Genomic DNA, 18,113 nt, shown 5'->3' with positions numbered 1-18,113 from the left:
GAACTAGGATGAAGCGTCCCCTCAGCCTCATTTTCGTCGCCCCAACGAGCCGAGCAGTCCTGCCGTCGCAAGGCCGAGCAAGATCGAGAACAAGGTCAGCACGACCGCGTAGGAGAGCGCATTGGCGGAAAGCCAGTTGGCGACGACGAGACGGTAGTTCGCGAGGGAAAAGGGCTGCGTCTCGACAAAGTCGAAACGCGTCACGGGGACCGTTTGCACCTTGTCGCCACCTGTCTCGACCGTTGTGACATGCCCTCCAAGCTGGCGCCAGGTCTCCTGGGCGGTCAAGGCACGCGCACCATCCAGAAGCGCGCTCGCGTTTGGTGCGGTGATGACGGTCCAGGTCCCGCCCTCGGTCGGGCTTGCTTCCTGTGCAACGACGAGGCTTGCATTGCCTTGTGGTTTGTACAGTGCAACTGGCTCGGGGAATACACGAAGCGAGCTCGCGGATATGTTGAAGGTCTGCCTCATCCAGTCCTCGAACGAGCTGATCTGTCCGCGCCAACCGCTGCCGCGCAGTTGCTGGCGCCATTCGTCGAACGTCGTTTCGGTGTCTGGCCGGATGGAAGAAACGGTTTCGCCCCAGGTCGAGCTGCTGTCGCTCGAAATCCCTACCTGGGCCAGAACGGCGGGCGGGACCTGGGAAATCGCGCTGATGAACAGCGCGTTCCGGTCGGCGACCGCACTGGCGGCGGTCGAGGAATCTACCGCGATCAATCGCCCGGCCGCGACCGACATGCGCGCCATGAGCGTCACTCCGGCCGAAACGATTTCCGGCTGGGCGCGGTCCATGATCAACGGCAAGGCGTACTGGGCCCTCCCATACGGGAAGCCGGTTCCGCTGATCGCGCCAAGGTCGGGCGTCCGGGCGATGCGGGCGAAATCCGGCATCACGAATTCCGAGCTGTCGAAAAGCGCGAAGCGCTTGCTGTCGGACGACGCGGCGCCAGGAGCGCAGACCGTGTCGGCCCGGGTCAGCAACACGGCTTCGATGGCGATCGTGTTGTCGCCCGGCCTGAAATGACGCATCGTCACCTTGATCGGCAGATGGCGCAGGATTTCACCACCGGCGGTCGTGATTGGCACCGTTGCAGCGATGTTGTCGTTAACATAGACGTCGATGTGGCTGCCCGGCAGAACGTCTTGTGAATAGGCTGCATCCAGCAGGATGGTCGCGTGACCATAGGCTTCTGCGTAGAAGTCCGACGGCACGCCCACGGCAAAATCGGTGCGGACCCTTCGTCCTGAAAACTCAAGCGTGTTCACACCCAGGCCGGAGAACTTCAACGTGTTGGCATCGAGCAGCATGGGAACGTCGGGCGTTCGCCATGTCCGGGTCGCAAGACTGGTGCGCAGGCTACCAGCCGGGCGGTCGACCTGCTTGGCGATGTCGTCGATCGCCAGGTTGACCGCCTGCCAGTTCGGGCCGCTGACAAGCAGGGTGGATGGACCGAGGGTGGGGTCATCGATCAGTGTGGCTATCGGTCCGGCATCAGCGTTTGCCGGCACGGAGGCCAGCACCTTGGACAGGTCGGCCGCCGGGGCTACGACGATGTTGGCCATGCCGGGACCGGCCGCCTTCGAGCCCGTCTCGCTGACCTCGAAGGCCTGGTTCGGCATATTGGCCATCAGCGCCAGCGCTTCGCCCAGTCGCACAACCGGAGCGGTGGAAGCAGCCTGCCCCATAGACGGAACGATTAGATTGAACTTGGTCTCTCCGGTCTCGTCCACGCCAATAGCGCGAAGGTCCTCGACCCTTTTCCAAAGTCCTGCCTGATTTCCTTCGAACGTGAAGAACGTCCGCGATGGGTCGATCTGCGTCCACAGTTCGTAGGTCGATTCGATCGTGCAGTCCGTGCGGTGCCGCTGAATCGCCGACATGACGATGTCATTCAGGCCGGCATGAAGCACGCCGGCGGGAATGCGCACGGAGATTTCGGAGGCCCTGTCCGAAGAGGCGATCGGTATACCGATGACACTGCTGCCGTTGACGGACAATTCGAGACGCGATGCTTCAGGCGCGACGACAACGGCATTCTGGTAGCCCAGATGCAGATCGGTCGCGGCGGCCGCCTGTTCCGGCGTGAGAAAAACGGACCAGGCGCGCCGTGAATATTCGCCGGACAACACCAGTTCCGAAAACGGTACGAGATATCGCCTTGCCGGCGACTGGGCTTGCCGGGCGGCTTTGCCGGCATCGGAAGCGGCCTGGGCGGGCGTGGCGCTATTTTGTTGTGGGGGTGCGACCGGGGCGGCTGTGGCCGGTCGTTCCGTGGACATGTCGAACGGACTGACGCCTGCTTGCGGGCACGCTGGCGTGACGCCCAGTAGAAGGAGGGTCAGCGTTGCAAGTCCGGCTCTCATTGCCGCTTCTCCGCAAGCTGCGCCGCGGTCATGGAGGTTCTGCCGCGCATGTCGCGCCAGAAATAGACCAGACCCCTATATGTCTGAAAAATCGCCATGCGCAGAAACCAGGCCGTTCCTCGCAGCAGACCGGGGTTTCCGCGACGCGAAAGCTGGAACTGCTCCCATTGCTTGGAGTTCGCGAAAATCAGGTCGGCGACCAGCCGGTGGTGAACGGCTTCGCTCGCCTGGTAGAGGCAACCGACGGCAATGCCATCCGATGTTCGCTCGAAATTGCGGATGGTGACCGGCAGCACCGCCTCCGTGCCGTCCGCGAACAGCTTGAAGCGAATGCCCGCCCTTGCATCCTTGGCGAGATCCTCCAGTTGTACACCGAGGACCGTGGTCCGTGCGCCGTGCGCCGAGACGTCCTCGATCGTGCCTTGGTGCCATTTGCCGTTGATTTCAAAATCACAGCGTCGGTGGACCTTGACGCGTCGCGTGGCGGCGCGTTCTCCGCGTTCCGACACGACACCGAGCGCGCAACCCGCCATAATGAGGTTGAGCAGATTCCAGCCGCCCACGACCAGCGTGACGTCGGCCTTGAACGGCTCTGCGTAGACCTTGTACACGGTCATGGCGACGCCGAGCAGCAGAATACCGAATATCACGAAGAACGGCCTTGCTATTTCGGAGAGCCTGCTCGTGGCGATCGACTCGTCCTTGGCGGTGACCTTGAAGGTCGGCTTGCGAGGATTGAGAATCACGGAAATGACAGCGGGCAGCAGATGCACCGTCTGCACATATTCGTAGAGTTCCGACACCCACGGCCAGCGGAAGGCGCCATAGAGATAGTTCTGCATCATCAGGTTCACGATCATGTAGGTGAGCGTGTACGCCATGAACTCGCCGCCAGAAGCGGTGAATATCTGCAGGTCGAAGAACAGGTAGAACAGCGGCGCGACCAGGAATATCGCGCGCGGAAACGGGAACAGCCAGAACAGCGTCGACGACATGTAGCAGAGGCGTTGCGGAACCGAGAGCCCGCGCTTCAATGGCGGGAAACGAAAACGCAGAATCTGCATCATGCCTTGCGCCCAGCGGCTGCGCTGTCCGATGAACGAGGCGAAGGTCGCCGGCTGCAGCCCGGCGATCAGCGGCTTGTCGACATAGACGCTGTGCCAGCCGCGGGCATGCAGTTCGATCGCCGTTTCGCAATCCTCGGTGATGCTGACGCCGCTGAACCCGTTCGTTTCCACGAGCGCCGAGCGCCGCAGCACCGCCGCCGAACCGCAGAAGAACGATGCATTCCACTTGTCGAGACCACGCTGGATGATGCCGTAGAACATCTCGTTCTCGGACGGCATCTTCTCGAACGTTCGCAGGTTTCGCTCAACCGGGTCCGGATTGAGGAAGAAATGCGGTGTCTGGACAAGGAACAGCCGTGGATCCTCGTCGAAATAGCCAACGGTTTCCCTCAGGAAATCGCGGGCGGGGGCATGATCCGCGTCGAACACGGCGACCAATTCGCCGCCCGACCGCGACAGGCCGTTGTTGAGATTGCCGGCCTTGGCATGCTCGTTGCGATCGCGCGTCAGATAGTTGACGCCGAGATCGGCGCACAGCTTCTGCAACTGGGCATGGCGCCGCTCGGCGTTGTTGGCGTCAACGATCTTGTCGGAGTTGCGCTTCTGCAGCGTGCCGCCATCGTCAAGCAGCCAGACGGTCACTTTCCCTGCCGGATAATCCATGCCTCTGGCTGCTGCCATGGTGTTGGCCAGAAGCTCGGGGTCCTCATTGTAGGTCGGAATAAACACATCGACCGTCGGCATGCGGTCGTTGGAGTTGGCTCGCGAGGGGCGTGAGGGAAGCGGCAAGGCAACCACGAACAGGCTTAGCGCCAGCATCATCACGCTGTACATCTCGGCCAGATAGAGCATGAAACCGGGAATGAAGTTTTCCAGCTGGTTGAAGGGCGGCAGCGTACTGGTCGTGCGCCAGTAGACGTAACGCATGACGATGGCGGTACCGAAGGCAAGAGCGACCAGCCGCCAGATACCATCCGGGCGCACGAGCTTGAGCAGCATCATGGCGACGAGCACACACATGCCGGCCACCAGCTGCGTTTCGAGGCTGATCGGCAGCGTGACGAGCGTGATCACGCAAACCGACGCCAGCGCCCATTGCACTACAATCAGCAACTTCCGCATCCAATGCGCCTCCGCGACCCCCGCCCGGTTTAGGTCGTCATATCGTGAAGCCGGCTGACAGAAAGCGATCCGTCAAATCATCGGATAGCCGCTGCCTGTTTCCGACATCACGTCGCACACGGAATATCGTCCTGTTTTCTGGCCGTGACCTGTTTTGCCTGCAACTATGGTTAGCGAGCTGTATCCTCCTGCTTGCCGCAGCCAGCTGCGGCGCTGGTTTGCGCGCAAGGCGGCGAAGGAACAATCGTGATCGGGCCGCTGCCAACCACTGCATTGCCCGTCGCGACCGGTTGACTTGCAGCGGGCTGGAGCGTTTGCGCCGTCCGCCCTCCAGGTGGGGCAGGCACGAGCGGTCCGACAGGGTGTGCCAGCGATTGCACCGGCTGCTGCCCCGCCGCGTCACGCCGCCGGACAATGCGAGGTGCTGGCTTGGCCGAAGCCGGCGCCGTCACCGTTTCAAACCGCGTGACGCCGACCGGGTAGATGGGATGACCCGGCTTGCCCAGGGACTCGTCGGGGGCGACAGGCTCGCCATAAGGGTTCCAGTTGCGCGACTTGAAGTAGGACGTGATCGTGTAGCCATACATGATGTCGAGCAGCTTCTGCTCGGACGCGCCCTGGTCGCACAGACGCAACCGCACCTGGACCGATCCCTTGTTGCCGATCCAGGTTTGCGTCACGCCGGTCGAGCTGATGCGCTGCCAGCCATAGAGACAGGTGTCACCTGATGCCGCCCGGCCCACGGCGTAGCCGAACGGGCCATATTTGTTCTGGACGTAGTAGGGCGAGCGCTGCATGCGAATACCCGGTAGCATCTGCCGCATTTCAGAGCCGAGGTCGCCGATCGGCAAGTATCCGTCCCGAAGCCGGCCTTGTCCAGCCAACGAAGTGTCCACCGGTCCAAACAACTGCACGCGCAGCGTATTCTGGCCTGGTGTGTGCGCCGAGGTCGAAAGCAGGATGTCCTGCTGGGTGGCATTGGTGAAGCGCCGCTCGAGAATGGCGGTGATTGCGGGGCCACCTGGAGGCGGGAACGCGAAGGCTGTCTCGGCAGAAGCAAGGCTCGTTCCGGACGGGTTGACGATCGGCGCTGGCCCGGCACAGCCGGCCAGCACCGCAACCGACATCATTGCAGCTGCCTTCAGGGCTGATCGTGCAAACCCTCGAGGCCGTTCACCCTCTCCAACGAGAAGGGCAGGCAGCCGCGGCAATGGACGGACACAAGCTGTGTTGAGGGAGTCCATGATGGCAAAGCTAGGAGATTCGCGTCGATCAACGAAGAATAATTGCCGCCGCCAACGACTTACCCCCAGAAGATGCCCGGCATTTCACGGGCGGGCATATGGAGATCAGGCTATTGTTTGCCATTGAGCGCATTGCGCAGTGCCTGGATCTGCCGGTTCAGCGCGTCGAGTTCAGCCAACGTCATGCCGGAGCGCTCGATCAACGTCTCGTTCAGGCAGTTGCACTGGACAAGCAGCGCTCGTCCTGCAGCGGTCAGATCGACCTGCACTTGGCGCTCGTCGGTGTGGCTGCGCTGGCGGGTGACAAGACCGGCCTGTTCCATGCGCTTCACCAGCGGTGTGACCGTGCTCGATTCCAGGGCAAGCCGGTGCGCAACGGTGCCGACCGACATGCCGTCGGCCTCACCCAGCGCGTTGAGCACGAGATATTGCGGATAGGTGATGCCCATCTCGTCCAGCATCGGCTTGTAGGTGCGGTTGATGGCCATTGACGTAGCGTAAAGGGTGAAGCAGAGCTGGTTGTCCAAGGGGAGGGGCACGATGCATTCCTTTGCCGATTAATCGGTTATGTACCACGAAAAATAATATCGCGATACATATTTTCCGTGGACAAGGGTTTCGAGTTGCGTTATCGACATAGATATCGCGATATTGTTTATCGCGCTAATAATCGAAGGAGATTGAGATGGCTTCGCAGACAAAGTCTGGCACCGGCAGCGGCACGATCACCACCAAGGACGGCACGCAGATCTACTACAAGGACTGGGGAACCGGTCAGCCCATCGTCTTCCATCACGGCTGGCCGCTGAGCAGCGATGACTGGGACGCCCAGATGCTGTTCTTCCTGGCGCAAGGCTACCGCGTCATCGCCCATGACCGGCGTGGCCATGGCCGCTCGACCCAGACGGATGTCGGCAACGAGATGGACACCTATGCGGCCGACGTCGCGGAACTTGCGGCGCATCTCAACCTCAAGGACGCCATCCATGTCGGCCATTCGACCGGCGGCGGCGAGGTGGCGCGCTATGTCGCGAAATACGGCTCGGGCGGCCGCGTCGCCAAGGCGGTGCTGATCGGTGCGGTGCCGCCGATCATGCTCAAGACCCCGGCCAATCCCGGCGGCCTGCCGATGGAGGTCTTTGACGGCTTCCGTTCCGGCGTCGCGGCCAACCGCGCCCAGCTCTACGTGGATGTACCCACCGGTCCGTTCTACGGCTTCAACCGGCCGGGCGCCGCGGTCTCGCAGGGTGTCATCGACAATTGGTGGCGCCAGGGCATGATGGGCGGCACCAAGGCGCATTATGATTGCATCAAGGCTTTCTCGGAAACCGACTTCACCGAGGATTTGAAGGCGATCGACGTGCCGGTGCTGGTCATGCATGGCGACGACGACCAGATCGTGCCGATTGCCGACGCGGCGCTGCTGTCGATCAAGCTGCTCAAGAAGGGCGAGCTCAAGATCTACAAGGGCTTTCCGCATGGCATGGCGACAACCCACGCCGATGTCATCAACGCCGACCTGCTGGCCTTTTTCAAGGCCTGAGCTCGCTTTGAAATGTCAAAGGCACCCGCCGTCAGGCGGGTGCCTTTTCATCTGGATTGAGGTCTGCCGGGTTCAGGCTGCTGCCTGGGCCTTGCGCGCTTCCTTCATGTTGGGCAGGAACACGGTCAGCAGGCCGAGGAACGGCAGGTACGAGCAGATCTGGAAGACGAAGTCGATGCCCTTCATGTCGGCGACGACGCCGAGCACGGCCGCCGCGATGCCGCCCATGCCGAAGGCGAAGCCGAAGAAGATGCCGGCGATCATGCCGACACGGCCGGGCACCAGTTCCTGCGCGAAGACGACGATGTTGGAAAAGGCCGACGACAGGATGAGGCCGATCAGCACGGTCAGCACCATCGTCCATTCCAGATTGGCGTAGGGGAGCGCCAGCGTGAAGGGCAGCACGCCGACGATCGAGAACCAGATCATCGCCTTCTGCCCGTAGCGGTCGCCGAACGGACCGCCGAGCAGGATGCCGAGCGCCGAGGCGCCGAGGAACAGGAACAGCATCACCTGGCTCATCTGCACCGACACGCCGAACTTATGGATGGAGTAGAAGGTGTAGTAGCTGGCGAGGCTAGCGATATAGGCGTTCTTGCTCAGCACCAGCAAGGTCAGCACGATCAATGCATTCATCACCTTGCGGCGCGGGAAGGGCGAGACGAAGCTTACCGCCTTGCGGGTGCCCTGCGCGGCGCGCAGCCGGCTGTACCAGCCGCCCACCTGCCACAGCACGAAGATGCCGACCAGCGAGCCGACGGCGAACCAGGCGATGCTGGTCTGGCCGAAAGGCACGACGATGAAGGCAGCCAGAAGCGGGCCCATGGACTGGCCGAAATTGCCGCCGACCTGGAACAGCGACTGCGCCAGGCCGAAGCGGCCGCCGGAGGCGAAGCGGGCGATGCGCGAGGATTCCGGATGGAAGATCGCCGAGCCGATGCCGATCAGCGAGGCGCCGAGCAGCAGCAGATAGTAGTGACCGGCATAGGCCAGCACGACCAGGCCGATCAGCGACGAGGCCATGCCGTAGGGCAGGGAATAGGGCATCGGCCGCTTGTCGGTGATAATGCCGATCACCGGCTGCAGCAGCGACGCCGTCACCTGGAAGGTGAAGGTCAGCAGGCCGATCTGCCAGAAATCGAGGCCGTAATTCTGTTTGAGCAAGGGATAGATGGCCGATAGCAGCGACTGCATGATGTCGTTGATGCAGTGGCAAAAGCTCACAGCCAGGATGACGGTGAAGGCCGTCGCCTGGGCTGAGGCGTGACTGGCGGTCGCTGGTGGCGCGACACTGGCGGCTGTCGTATCGGTCAAGGCAGGCTCCGTGGTCTTTTTGGCGGGTACGTCCGCAGGCCAGATGGCGGACGCCGCTGCGGCCGCCTTAGGGACGGTTGCCTTATATGCCGCTTGCGGCGCGACTTCTTTCGTGGTTTGGTCCAATAGTTTCGCAAGTGGGCCATAGCCTATGCCACATGGCAGGGAAGTCTTCCGCGCCGGCAATGCCGATCTCGGCGAATTGCACCAGAGCCGCTGGCAATGGCTGGAGGAGGTCGCCGGGCCGGCGGTGGCGTTGCCGACCGAATATCCCGACGGCTACCACGTGCCGCAACACCGCCACAGCCGCAGCCAGTTGCTGCATGCGCTGGTCGGCGTCGTGCTGGTGACGACGCGGCACGGGCGCTGGATGGTGCCGCCGGACCACGCGATGTGGATTCCGGCCGGCATCGAACATTCCGTCGAGATGCTGGGCGATGTCTCGATGCGCTCGGTCTATGTCATGCCGGGTGCGATCCCGGGGCTGCCGGAAGGCTTGCGTGTGGTCGGCGTCACCGAACTGATGCACAGCCTGATCGTGGAATCGGAGAAACTGCCGCAAGGCGGCGAGTTGGAAGGGCGCGGCGGGTTGATCATGAACCTGTTGCTGCATGAAATCCCGACCTTGCCGGAGAGGCCGCTCGGCCTGCCGTTCCCGTCCGATCCGCGGCTGGCGGCGCTGTGCCGGCGCTTTGTCGCGGCACCGTCGCCGCACGCGACGATCGACGAATGGGCCGACGCCGCCGGCATGAGCCGGCGCTCCTTCACGCGCGCCTTCCAGCGCCAGACCGGCCTGTCGCTGTCGACATGGCGCCAGCAGGCCTGCCTGTTCGCGGCACTGCCAAGGCTCGCCGATGGCGAACCCATCACCCGGGTGGCGCTCGATCTCGGCTATGACAGCGTGCCGGCCTTCATCACCATGTTCAAGCGCATGCTGGGCTCCTCGCCGCGCGGCTATATGCGCGGCGCCCGAGATGGCGGGGAAGGTGTTCGTCGGCCCAGCGTGCCAGCGCGGCTGGAGGGGCCGGTAGCCTAGAGCTGTTCAGCGTTTCATGGAATCGCCGAACCGCTCTAATGCATTGTTTTTACGCAATTCCGGACGGAAAACCGTTACACACTTTTCCTGGAATTGCTCTAGAGCGTTAGTCGAACAGGCTCGACACCGATTCCTCGGTCGCCGTGCGCGAGATCGCTTCGCCCATAAGGTCGGCGATCGAGATGACGCGGATGTTGGGGGCGTCGAGCACGCCTTGAGTCGGCTGGATGGAATCGGTGATCACCAGTTCCTGCAGCTTCGAGCCGCTGATGCGCGCGACCGCGCCGCCCGACAGCACGCCATGGGTGATATAGGCGGTGACGCTGGTGGCACCGTTTGCTAACAGCGCATCGGCGGCATTGCACAGCGTGCCGCCGGAATCGACGATGTCGTCGATCAGCAGGCAATCCTTGCCGGCCACCGCGCCGATGATGTTCATGACTTCCGATTCGCCTGGCCGCTCGCGGCGTTTGTCGACGATGGCGAGCTGCGCGTCGAAGCGCTTGGCCAGCGCGCGCGCCCGCACCACGCCGCCAATGTCGGGCGACACCACCACGACGTTGCCGAGCTGCTTGTATTTCGCCTTCACGTCGCGGGCCATCACCGGCACCGAGAACAGATTGTCGGTCGGAATGTCGAAGAAGCCCTGGATCTGGCCGGCATGCAGGTCGAGCGTCAGAACCCGGTCGACGCCGGCGCGGGTGATCATGTTGGCGACCAGCTTGGCCGAGATAGGCGTGCGGCCCGACGCCCGGCGGTCCTGCCTGGCGTAGCCGAAATAGGGAATCACCGCGGTGATGCGCTTGGCCGAGGAGCGCATGAAGGCGTCGATCATGATGAGCAATTCCATCAAATGATCGTTGGTCGGGAACGACGTCGACTGCAGGATGAAGACATCCTCGCCGCGCACGTTTTCCTGGATTTCGACGAAGATTTCCTGGTCGGCGAAGCGCCTGACACTGGCCTTGCCCAGCGGGATGTTGAGATAGCGGGCGACCGCTTCGGCCAGCACCCTGTTGGAATTGCCCGCGAAGAGTTTCATGCACCGTTCCTGGTGGAGGATGGCGAGACCTCACGGACTCGCCTGCGCCCGTTAACCGGGCTTTTAGCGGCCCGCGCCGGTATTGCAAGCGCCGAGATCGGGAATCCGCCGGCTAAACTCAAGAAAGGTTGGTGCCATCGCCGAGAGGCAACACTCCAGCACCCCTTGCTAGCCCGCCTTGCCGCCGAGAAACGCCGCGAACTGGTCTATGGTCTGGTCGGCGATCGCCTGCATGGTGGCCGGCGAGACATCCTTCCAGCTGTCGGCGCCCCCGCCTTTGCCAACCGAAGGCGCCTTCATCTGGCCGTTGATGCGGTGCAGGCGGTTGCCCGATGGGTCGTAGACGTCCCAGACATAGATGACGGTGGTGTCCTTGCCCTCCGAAATCGCCGAGAAATAACCTTTCAGCACATGCGTCGCGGTCTGGTCCTGGCTGCCGGCCAGCGTGATGCCGCGCTGCTTGGCGCGCGCCTGCAATTCCGCCGTCAACGGTGTCGCGGCCTCCACCGAAGCGCCGACGATCGGCGCGATCTGCAGCCGGGTCTTCGACAGGATGGCTGCGCTCTGCGCTGGCGTGAGCGGCGTGGTGGTGGTTGCGGGCGCCCCGGCCGTGGTGGCGCCAGGCACTGGTGACGTTGCGGGAACCGTGGCCGCCGTGCTGCCCGGCGCCGCGGTCTGTGCGGAGGCGGCCGGCGGGGTGATGGCGGAGGGTTCGAGAACGTCCTTTGCGTTGGTGCAGGAGGCAACAGCCAATGCCACAAGCAATGACACGGTCGTCACATGCGATCGTCTCATTTGCCTTCTAACTCCTTGGCGAAGAACGCCTCCCATTATGGATTCACTGTACGATCAAGTCGAGATCATGGCGGGAAAGCGGCTTCGGCTGGGATTCGGTGGTCAGGTAGGTGCGGCCAAGCGTCATTGCCGTCTCGGTCTCGGAATCCATGATGATCATGTGGGCGAACAGCGTCATGTTGGGCGCGATCGGCTCGGGATTGCCCTGATAGAACATCGGCATGTCCATCCAGGACGGCGTGAAGCGCGCGCCGACCGAATAGCCGCAGGCGTTCAGCCGATGCTTGGTCAGGCCGTGCGCTTCCATGGTGCGGGCGTGCGCGTCGAAGACATCGCCGAATGTATTGCCCGGCGTCATCGCTTTCTCCACCGCGAGCAGCGCGGCACGCGCGGCGTCGAACAGTTCCTGATGGCGCCTCGACGCCTTGCCGGTCAGCACCGTGCGCATCATCGGCGCATGGTAATGATGGAAGACACCCGCCCATTCTAGCGTCAGCTGGTCGTTCTTGGTGAGCTTGCGGCGGCCGGCCTTGTAACGGCAGAGCAGCGCATCGGCGCCGGAGCCGATGATGAACTCGTTGGCCGGGTAATCGCCGCCGCCGGCGAAGATCGCGCCTTGCATGGCGGCGAGGATCAGCGCTTCGTCCCCACCCTGCTTGATCAGCGGAAGTGCGGCGTCCAGCGCGTCGTCGGAGAGGTTGGCGGCCTTCTCGGCCTTGGCGACCTCGGCCGGGCTCTTGAACAGGCGCAGCCGGCCGACAATGCCGGAGGCGTCCGCGATCTGGCCGAAGGTCTGCAACTGCTCGTCCAGCCGGCGGCCATTATAGGCGGTCAGGCCATGGGTGTCGTATTCGACGCCGATGCGAGCGCCGAGCAGGTCGAGGTCGTTGAGCAGGTTGCGCAGGTCGACCGCCGGGTTGGCGCCGTCGCGGTCGGTCCACAGCACGATGTTGTCGATGATCGAGGTGTGGCGCGCCTGGCGCAGGTCGGCCGAGCGGGTCAAAAGCACCATGGAGCCGTCGGCCTTCACCACCAGGCACTGGAAGAAGCAGAAGCCGAACGTGTCGTAGCCGGTCAGCCAGTACATGCTTTCCTGCGCGAACAGCAGGATGGCGTCGAGCTTCTTCTCGGCCATCTCGATCATCAGCCGGTCGCGACGCGCGTCAAATTCCGATCGTTCAAAATGCAAAGCCATTATTCATTCTCCAAAACGATTGCCGAAACCTGCCGGCCGTAATCAGGCTCCTTGCGGTGCGTGGTGCGCCGGTAGGAGTAAAACAAATCTTCCTCGGCATAGGTGCAGCGGCCGAGGCCCTCGGCGGTCACGCCGGCCCTGGCCAGACGGTCGACCGTGTAACTGACGAGGTCGAACATGGCGTGGCCGGCCTTTGCCGAAGGCGCGAAATAGCCGATGTTTTCGGCGTCGGCCTCGACGAAGCGGGCGACGAATTCCGGCCCGACCTCGTAATTGTCGGGGCCGATCGAGGGGCCGAGCACGGCGACGATGTTTTCGCGGCGGGCGCCAACGCTTTCCATGGCGGCAATGGTGTTTTCCAGCACGCCCGTGAAGGCGCCTTTCCAGCCGGCATGCGCCGCGCCGATGATGCGCGCCCCGGCATCGGCGAACAGAACCGGGCCGCAATCGGCGGTCGAGGCGCCGATGGCGATGCCTGGCCGGTCGGTGACGAGGGCGTCGGCCTTGGGCCGCTCGCCGGCAAAGGGCTCCCTGGCGATGACGACATCGGGCGAATGGATCTGCCAGGCGGTCAACAGGTGGTTCGCCGGCACGCCCATCCAGGCGGCGACACGGGCGCGGTTCTCGGCCACCAGCGCCTTGTCGTCATCCGACCCGGTGCCGATGTTGAGACCCTGGTAGATGCCGGTCGAGACGCCGCCCGTGCGGGTGAAATAGCCGTGGCGGATGCCTTGTGCCTGCGCCTTGTCCAGCCGCGGCGACCGAACGGGATCCGGTTTGGTCTGATTGAGCATGCGGGCGTTGTTGTCCGTGTGGGCGGTTTCGTCAAGAAAAAGCGGCCGGCGGTCAGACCGCTCTTTTACCGGACGGGAGATTGGGAGGGGCAGCGGTGAAAAGTCAATCCGCCGTCGCAAAGGGCCTGACGGACACGGAGCGCGGCATGACGGCAAGCACCTTGAACAGCTCGCCCATGGCCTGCGGCCCGGCAAGCCGCTCGACAGCAGATGATATCTCGTCGCGAGCCGCCTGACCGGCATCGGCGCCAAGCCGACCGGCGCGCTCGAGAATGCCCATGCCGAGCAGGAAATAGCCTTGCGTCGACAGATGGACGTCGAGGCCATGCCCGCGCGCGACCGCGGCAAGGGCGGCGAAATCGACATGCGAGGTGACGTCGGCTTCGCCGGGATTGGCCAGCACATCTTCGTGATGGTGCCGGCGCAAGGCCTGCAGCGTGTCGCCGATCCCCGGTTGCAGATGGCCATAGTCGAGAAACAGGCCGGCGCCACCGTTTCGGGCCATGCGTTCGGCGATCGCCGCCATCAGGGCGGTGCGGGCGGGCGCGACCTCGACGATCGCGCCTTGCGGCGCTTCGGCCGCGTCAACGGGCAGAAGCGTTGCGTCGACCGAACCGGCGCCGGCGAAGAAAGAAAGGGCGTTGTCGTCGTCGAGGCCGACCATGCGCTCGCGCCAGCCGGTGCCGGCGCGGACGAACTGGCGGATCGGGATGGCGTCGAACAACTCGTTGCCGACGATGAGCAGTGGCTGATGGGGCAAGGTCTCGATGGTCTCGTGCCATTGAACCGTAAAAGGTGTCGCGCCGAGCGTCCGCTTCTGGATTTCGGCCAGGCGCGGGCTGGTCTCGATCATGGCGAAGGCAGCGCCATTGGCCAGATCAGGATCGAGCCGCGACAGCGTGCGCAGCATGTCCTTCATCAACGTGCCGCGGCCGGGGCCGATCTCGGCGGCGGTGACCGGCATCGGCCGGCCAATCGCTGCCCAGGCCTGGTAAAGCCAGACGGCGACGAGTTCACCGAACATCTGGCTGATCTCCGGCGCGGTGACGAAGTCGCCGGCCGCACCAAAGGGCTCGCGTGTGGTGTAGTAGCCGTCGGCGGGATCGAACAGGCACAGCGCCATATATTCGTTGACGGGAAGCGGCCCAAGCGCCTCGATCAGGTCGACGATGCGGGTCTTCAGCCGCGTCATGTCGCCCGCGGCTCCATTTGCGTCACCGGCTTGGCGGTCGCCATCGCCCAGATTCCGGCCAGCACCATCGGCGTCGACAGGATCATGCCCATGGTCAGCCAGTTGGTGCCGAGGAGATAGCCGAGTTGCTGGTCAGGCTCGCGGAAGAATTCGACAAAGATCCGCGACAGGCCGTAGCCGCAGATGAAGGCGCCGCCCACGAAGCGCGGTGTCTTCAGCTTGAAGCGCGAATGGGTGAGGATGCGCAGCACGAGGAACAGCACGATGCCTTCGAGAAACGCTTCGTAGAGCTGGCTAGGATGGCGGGTGAACGGGCCGCCATTTGGGAATTCCATTGCCCACGGTACGTCGGTCGGCCGGCCCCAAAGCTCCGAGTTGATGAAATTGGCGACGCGCACCAGGCCGAGCCCAACCGGCACGCCGGCGGCCACGACATCGAACAGCGACCAAGTGCGGATGCCGCGCTTGATGGAAAACAGCGTCATGGCGAGGATGACGCCGAGCAGGCCGCCATGGAACGACATGCCGCCCTGCCAGACGGCGAAGATGTCGAGCGGATGCTGGATATAGCGCGGCAGGTCATAGAACAGCACGTAACCGGTGCGGCCGCCGAGCACGACGCCGATCGCCGCCCAGACGATGAAATCGTCGAGGTCCTCCGGCTTCATCGGCAGGACGCCGTCGGGCCACAATTTCGGATTGGCGGCGAGCCGCTTGGCGTACCACCAGGCAAACAGGATGCCGACGATGTAACCGACGCCGTACCAGTGCACCGCCAGCGGCCCGATCTGGATCAGGATCGGGTTGATGTTGGGAAACGGCAGCGAGGCCAGCGGCAGCAGGAAATATTCGTTCAACGGGGAGCTCTCGGTTGCGAAACGCGTTTTGCGCGCGGACCATGCGGCAGGGTTTTGGCAGGGTCAAGGCAAGCTGGCTGCCGTCAAGTGTCGCGACGGGTCCACGCCGCGAGCCGTCGCGACGTGGGGCAACTCACCCCTTGGCGGCCACCAACTGTCGCAATGCGTCGTTGATCCTGTCCTGCCAGCCGGGGCCATCCTCCTGGAAGTGGTCGAGCACGGCCCGGTCGATCCGGATCGAGACAAGTTCGCGGACATCAGGCGCGGTGGAAGGCCCGCGAGGCGGGGCTGCCGCCGGTTTCTTGACCGGCTTGAAGGCAGCTTCGGCGGCTGCGAACGGATTTGTCGGTCGGCGTGGAGGCGTTGCCATTGGCTGATCCTGGGTCGGAGGCGACTGGTGCCGGGACACGAGACGCGACGAAACACAATACGCAATTTGGCGCGCCCGAGTATAGCTTTGCGAGCCGTGCGCCATAGCAACGCAGATGCCGCACCAGGCCCTCAACGTTCTTGCATTCGGCGCGCAGCGCCACTACGTCATTTCAAGCAAGCGAGGATTTGCCATGTCGACAGGACCGAACCGCATTCTCGATGAATTCGCCAAGCTGATGACCGACGCCGCCGGTGCCGCGCAAGGTGTGCGCCGCGAGGTGGAGACCGCCTTCAAGGGGCAGGCGGAGCGCATCCTCAATTCGATGGACGTGGTGCAGCGCGAGGAATTCGAGGCAGCGCGCGAAATGGCCGCCAAGGCCCGAGACGAGAATGCCAGGCTTGCCGCCCGCATCGAAGCGCTCGAAGCCAAGCTCGCCGAACTGGCCGGCGATGCCGCACCAGCGGCGGCGGCGAAGCCGCGCGCAAAAAAATAATCGTTAAACTTTTCCACATAGTCGAAGCCTGAAAAGCGCTTTGCCGTGAATCGCTTAACGGCATTGCATGAATCTTTGTGACAGCGCCTTTCCACATGCGAATGACGCAGTGCGAAAAATTGGGCTGTTCACGCGACTCCCGATCAATAGACTGAATTTGTTGCATGATTCGGAGCAGGGTCATGCGGCCGGGCGGTGGGGTCCGGTCTGGGGTCGTTGCGTCGAGAAGTAGTCTTAGCGCGAAGAAAGTCCTGGCCGTCCGAGTTCTAGATCAGATTGTTCGTTGTGTGTGCCCTCCCGCGGAGCGTGTGGCGGCGCTCCTCAGAACGACAGGAAGCATTCCATGGAACTTCTCGAACTCGAATTCTCCCGCGAAATCCATCCGGTGGATGTGATCGAGCAGGTGGCTCACAACAATGACTGGTCCTTCGAACGGGCCGGCGATGACGAAATTTCGATCTCGGTCGCCGGTAGCTGGACCGATTATCACGTCTCCTTCTCCTGGATGGAGGATTTCGAGGCGCTGCATCTGGCCTGCGCCTTTGACATCAAGGTGCCGGAGACGCGCGCGCTGGAAGTGATGCGGCTGTTGTCGCTGATCAACGAACAGATGCTGTTCGGGCATTTCGATCTCTGGGAGCAGGAAGGCGCGATCATGTTCCGCCAGTCGCTGCTTCTGGCCGGCGGGCTCGAGCCGTCGAGCCAGCAGGTCGAGGTACTCTTGGCCTCGGCGCTGGAAGCCTGCGAATGCTATTTCCAGGCTTTCCAGTTCGTCGTCTGGTCGGGAACTTCGGCCAAGGATGCACTGGCCGGCGTGCTGTTCGAGACCTACGGCAACGCCTGAGCGGTACGCTAATGAGTGCAAGCAAAGAGCGTAAGCCCGAGATCAGTTTTGCCGATTTCGATCGTGTCGACATCCGCGCCGGCACGATCGTCGAGGCCGAGCCTTTCCCGGAAGCGCGCAAGCCTGCGTTCAAGTTGAAGATCGATTTCGGACCCGACATCGGCGTCAAGAAATCGTCGGCGCAGATTACCAAATATTATGCGCCCGAGACGCTGGTCGGGCGGCAGGTGTTCGCGGTGGTCAATTTCCCGCCACGCCAGATCGGGCCGTTCATGTCGGAAGTGCTGACGCTCGGCTTTCCCGACGAGGAGGGCGCGGTGGTACTCGGCGCCATCGAGCGCAAGGTGCCGGACGGCGGAAGATTGTTTTAATTTTCGTCATCCACGGGCGTAGCGGGCGCGGAGCGCGCGCGCAGACCCGAGGATCCATGCCGCGACAGCTGCCGAAGAACGGGGCGATCCGGAAAGGTCGTCTTCACAAGCATATACGACTTTGCGGTCGGTCCGCAGATTCTGCACCGCGGAGCCGCTCGCAGGTCACGGAATGGCAACTGTGTTCATGCGAAAGCTTTTTTGTCTCGAATGATGGCATTGAGGACGACAAGGAGCTTCCTTGCGACGGCGATGATGGCCAGCTTCTTCGAGCCTGAGCGGGCTGCGATGGCGGTATAGAAAGCCCTGAAGCGCTCACAAGCTCGGATGGCGCCGAGCGCAGCCATGTAGAGAGCACGGCGCACACGCGATCGGCCACCCTGGATCTGGCTCCTGCGGTTGAGCTTGCCGCTCTTGTTGTCGAAGGGGGCAAGGCCGGCGAGTGCGGCGATCGACTTGGGTGAGCG

18 protein-coding genes are annotated in these 18,113 nt (G+C 63.2%); 5 read left to right on the top strand and 13 right to left on the bottom strand.

The window, feature by feature from the left end; all coding sequences use genetic code 11:
- Nucleotides 1-27 precede the first annotated feature (27 nt).
- The 4 genes from A3AU_RS0125380 to A3AU_RS0125365 all read right to left on the bottom strand — a co-directional run bounded on the left by A3AU_RS0125380 (nucleotide 28) and on the right by A3AU_RS0125365 (nucleotide 6,336).
- Complete coding sequence (locus A3AU_RS0125380; protein ID WP_245235570.1) at nucleotides 28-2,280, bottom strand: cellulose biosynthesis cyclic di-GMP-binding regulatory protein BcsB; 2,253 nt, start codon at nucleotides 2,278-2,280, stop codon at nucleotides 28-30.
- Nucleotides 2,281-2,360: 80 nt separating this feature from the next.
- Nucleotides 2,361-4,553 (bottom strand): UDP-forming cellulose synthase catalytic subunit, encoded by a 2,193-nt coding sequence (gene bcsA / locus A3AU_RS01000000136095; RefSeq protein ID WP_051355469.1) that lies wholly within the window; start codon nucleotides 4,551-4,553, stop codon nucleotides 2,361-2,363.
- Nucleotides 4,554-4,723: 170 nt separating this feature from the next.
- A complete protein-coding gene (bcsN, locus tag A3AU_RS01000000136090; protein WP_051355468.1) occupies nucleotides 4,724-5,683 on the bottom strand; it encodes a cellulose biosynthesis protein BcsN in 960 nt (319 codons plus the stop codon).
- A 224-nt stretch (nucleotides 5,684-5,907) separates the two neighbouring features.
- On the bottom strand, nucleotides 5,908-6,336 hold the full coding sequence (locus tag A3AU_RS0125365; RefSeq protein WP_027055378.1) for a MarR family winged helix-turn-helix transcriptional regulator: 429 nt from the start codon (nucleotides 6,334-6,336) through the stop codon (nucleotides 5,908-5,910).
- 146 nt (nucleotides 6,337-6,482) lie between these two features.
- Between A3AU_RS0125365 and A3AU_RS0125360 the strand changes: the two genes are divergently transcribed.
- A complete protein-coding gene (locus A3AU_RS0125360) occupies nucleotides 6,483-7,340 on the top strand; it encodes an alpha/beta fold hydrolase (RefSeq protein WP_027055377.1) in 858 nt (285 codons plus the stop codon).
- Between the two features lie 72 nt (nucleotides 7,341-7,412).
- Here A3AU_RS0125360 and A3AU_RS0125355 read toward each other — a convergent pair whose 3' ends face one another.
- Nucleotides 7,413-8,654: an MFS transporter gene (locus tag A3AU_RS0125355; RefSeq protein ID WP_027055376.1), complete on the bottom strand. Its 1,242-nt coding sequence runs from the start codon at nucleotides 8,652-8,654 to the stop codon at nucleotides 7,413-7,415.
- 151 nt (nucleotides 8,655-8,805) lie between these two features.
- On the opposite strand from A3AU_RS0125355, the gene A3AU_RS0125350 reads away from it, so the two are divergent.
- Nucleotides 8,806-9,690, top strand: coding sequence for an AraC family transcriptional regulator (locus tag A3AU_RS0125350; RefSeq protein WP_027055375.1), 885 nt, complete (start codon nucleotides 8,806-8,808; stop codon nucleotides 9,688-9,690).
- Nucleotides 9,691-9,796: 106 nt separating this feature from the next.
- On the opposite strand, the gene A3AU_RS0125345 is transcribed toward A3AU_RS0125350, so the two are convergent.
- The 7 genes from A3AU_RS0125345 to A3AU_RS0125315 form a co-directional block, all read right to left on the bottom strand.
- Nucleotides 9,797-10,732: a ribose-phosphate pyrophosphokinase gene (locus tag A3AU_RS0125345; RefSeq protein ID WP_019860650.1), complete on the bottom strand. Its 936-nt coding sequence runs from the start codon at nucleotides 10,730-10,732 to the stop codon at nucleotides 9,797-9,799.
- Between the two features lie 168 nt (nucleotides 10,733-10,900).
- Entirely contained in the window at nucleotides 10,901-11,527 is a 627-nt protein-coding gene (locus tag A3AU_RS0125340; protein WP_027055374.1) for a hypothetical protein, read from the bottom strand.
- Between the two features lie 43 nt (nucleotides 11,528-11,570).
- On the bottom strand, nucleotides 11,571-12,722 hold the full coding sequence (locus A3AU_RS0125335) for a M24 family metallopeptidase (RefSeq protein WP_027055373.1): 1,152 nt from the start codon (nucleotides 12,720-12,722) through the stop codon (nucleotides 11,571-11,573).
- Nucleotides 12,722-13,516 carry a peptidoglycan editing factor PgeF gene (gene pgeF, locus A3AU_RS0125330; protein WP_027055372.1) on the bottom strand — a complete coding sequence of 265 codons (795 nt, stop codon included), beginning with the start codon at nucleotides 13,514-13,516 and terminating at the stop codon, nucleotides 12,722-12,724. The genes A3AU_RS0125335 and pgeF overlap by 1 nt, the downstream gene beginning before the upstream one ends.
- A gap of 103 nt (nucleotides 13,517-13,619) precedes the next feature.
- A complete protein-coding gene (locus A3AU_RS0125325; protein ID WP_027055371.1) occupies nucleotides 13,620-14,708 on the bottom strand; it encodes a class I SAM-dependent methyltransferase in 1,089 nt (362 codons plus the stop codon).
- Nucleotides 14,705-15,565 (bottom strand): prolipoprotein diacylglyceryl transferase, encoded by an 861-nt coding sequence (lgt, locus tag A3AU_RS0125320; protein ID WP_027055370.1) that lies wholly within the window; start codon nucleotides 15,563-15,565, stop codon nucleotides 14,705-14,707. The genes A3AU_RS0125325 and lgt overlap by 4 nt, the downstream gene beginning before the upstream one ends.
- Nucleotides 15,566-15,698: 133 nt before the next feature.
- The gene (locus tag A3AU_RS0125315; RefSeq protein WP_027055369.1) at nucleotides 15,699-15,935 is read right to left on the bottom strand and encodes a BrnA antitoxin family protein; all 237 of its coding nucleotides are present in this window, start codon (nucleotides 15,933-15,935) and stop codon (nucleotides 15,699-15,701) included.
- A gap of 193 nt (nucleotides 15,936-16,128) precedes the next feature.
- Here A3AU_RS0125315 and A3AU_RS0125310 point away from each other — a divergent pair, with 193 nt between their 5' ends.
- The 3 genes from A3AU_RS0125310 (at nucleotide 16,129) to A3AU_RS0125300 (ending at nucleotide 17,646) form a co-directional block, all read left to right on the top strand.
- The gene (locus tag A3AU_RS0125310; protein ID WP_027055368.1) at nucleotides 16,129-16,431 is read left to right on the top strand and encodes an accessory factor UbiK family protein; all 303 of its coding nucleotides are present in this window, start codon (nucleotides 16,129-16,131) and stop codon (nucleotides 16,429-16,431) included.
- Between the two features lie 343 nt (nucleotides 16,432-16,774).
- A complete protein-coding gene (locus A3AU_RS0125305) occupies nucleotides 16,775-17,275 on the top strand; it encodes a type III secretion system chaperone family protein (protein WP_027055367.1) in 501 nt (166 codons plus the stop codon).
- 11 nt (nucleotides 17,276-17,286) lie between these two features.
- Nucleotides 17,287-17,646 carry a tRNA-binding protein gene (locus A3AU_RS0125300; RefSeq protein ID WP_027055366.1) on the top strand — a complete coding sequence of 120 codons (360 nt, stop codon included), beginning with the start codon at nucleotides 17,287-17,289 and terminating at the stop codon, nucleotides 17,644-17,646.
- A 185-nt stretch (nucleotides 17,647-17,831) separates the two neighbouring features.
- On the opposite strand, the gene A3AU_RS0125295 is transcribed toward A3AU_RS0125300, so the two are convergent.
- A partial coding sequence (locus A3AU_RS0125295) for a transposase (protein ID WP_027052196.1) occupies nucleotides 17,832-18,113 on the bottom strand: 282 nt, incomplete at its 5' end.

This window comes from Mesorhizobium erdmanii USDA 3471 (genome assembly GCF_000472705.1).
GTDB classification, from domain to species: domain Bacteria; phylum Pseudomonadota; class Alphaproteobacteria; order Rhizobiales; family Rhizobiaceae; genus Mesorhizobium; species Mesorhizobium erdmanii.
Note: the sequence above shows the minus strand (reverse complement) of the source record. Positions and strands in the feature narration are given on the sequence as shown.

Bases quoted from the DNA above. Each gene is read 5' to 3' on its own strand.
- A3AU_RS0125380 (WP_245235570.1), bottom strand. From the start codon at position 2,280: ATGTCCACGGAACGACCGGCCACAGCCGCCCCGGTCGCACCCCCACAA.
- bcsA (WP_051355469.1), bottom strand. From the start codon at position 4,553: ATGCGGAAGTTGCTGATTGTAGTGCAATGGGCGCTGGCGTCGGTTTGC.
- bcsN (WP_051355468.1), bottom strand. From the start codon at position 5,683: ATGATGTCGGTTGCGGTGCTGGCCGGCTGTGCCGGGCCAGCGCCGATC.
- A3AU_RS0125360 (WP_027055377.1), top strand. From the start codon at position 6,483: ATGGCTTCGCAGACAAAGTCTGGCACCGGCAGCGGCACGATCACCACC.
- A3AU_RS0125350 (WP_027055375.1), top strand. From the start codon at position 8,806: ATGCCACATGGCAGGGAAGTCTTCCGCGCCGGCAATGCCGATCTCGGC.
- A3AU_RS0125345 (WP_019860650.1), bottom strand. From the start codon at position 10,732: ATGAAACTCTTCGCGGGCAATTCCAACAGGGTGCTGGCCGAAGCGGTC.
- A3AU_RS0125340 (WP_027055374.1), bottom strand. From the start codon at position 11,527: ATGAGACGATCGCATGTGACGACCGTGTCATTGCTTGTGGCATTGGCT.
- A3AU_RS0125335 (WP_027055373.1), bottom strand. From the start codon at position 12,722: ATGGCTTTGCATTTTGAACGATCGGAATTTGACGCGCGTCGCGACCGG.
- pgeF (WP_027055372.1), bottom strand. From the start codon at position 13,516: ATGCTCAATCAGACCAAACCGGATCCCGTTCGGTCGCCGCGGCTGGAC.
- A3AU_RS0125325 (WP_027055371.1), bottom strand. From the start codon at position 14,708: ATGACGCGGCTGAAGACCCGCATCGTCGACCTGATCGAGGCGCTTGGG.
- A3AU_RS0125315 (WP_027055369.1), bottom strand. From the start codon at position 15,935: ATGGCAACGCCTCCACGCCGACCGACAAATCCGTTCGCAGCCGCCGAA.
- A3AU_RS0125310 (WP_027055368.1), top strand. From the start codon at position 16,129: ATGTCGACAGGACCGAACCGCATTCTCGATGAATTCGCCAAGCTGATG.
- A3AU_RS0125305 (WP_027055367.1), top strand. From the start codon at position 16,775: ATGGAACTTCTCGAACTCGAATTCTCCCGCGAAATCCATCCGGTGGAT.
- A3AU_RS0125300 (WP_027055366.1), top strand. From the start codon at position 17,287: ATGAGTGCAAGCAAAGAGCGTAAGCCCGAGATCAGTTTTGCCGATTTC.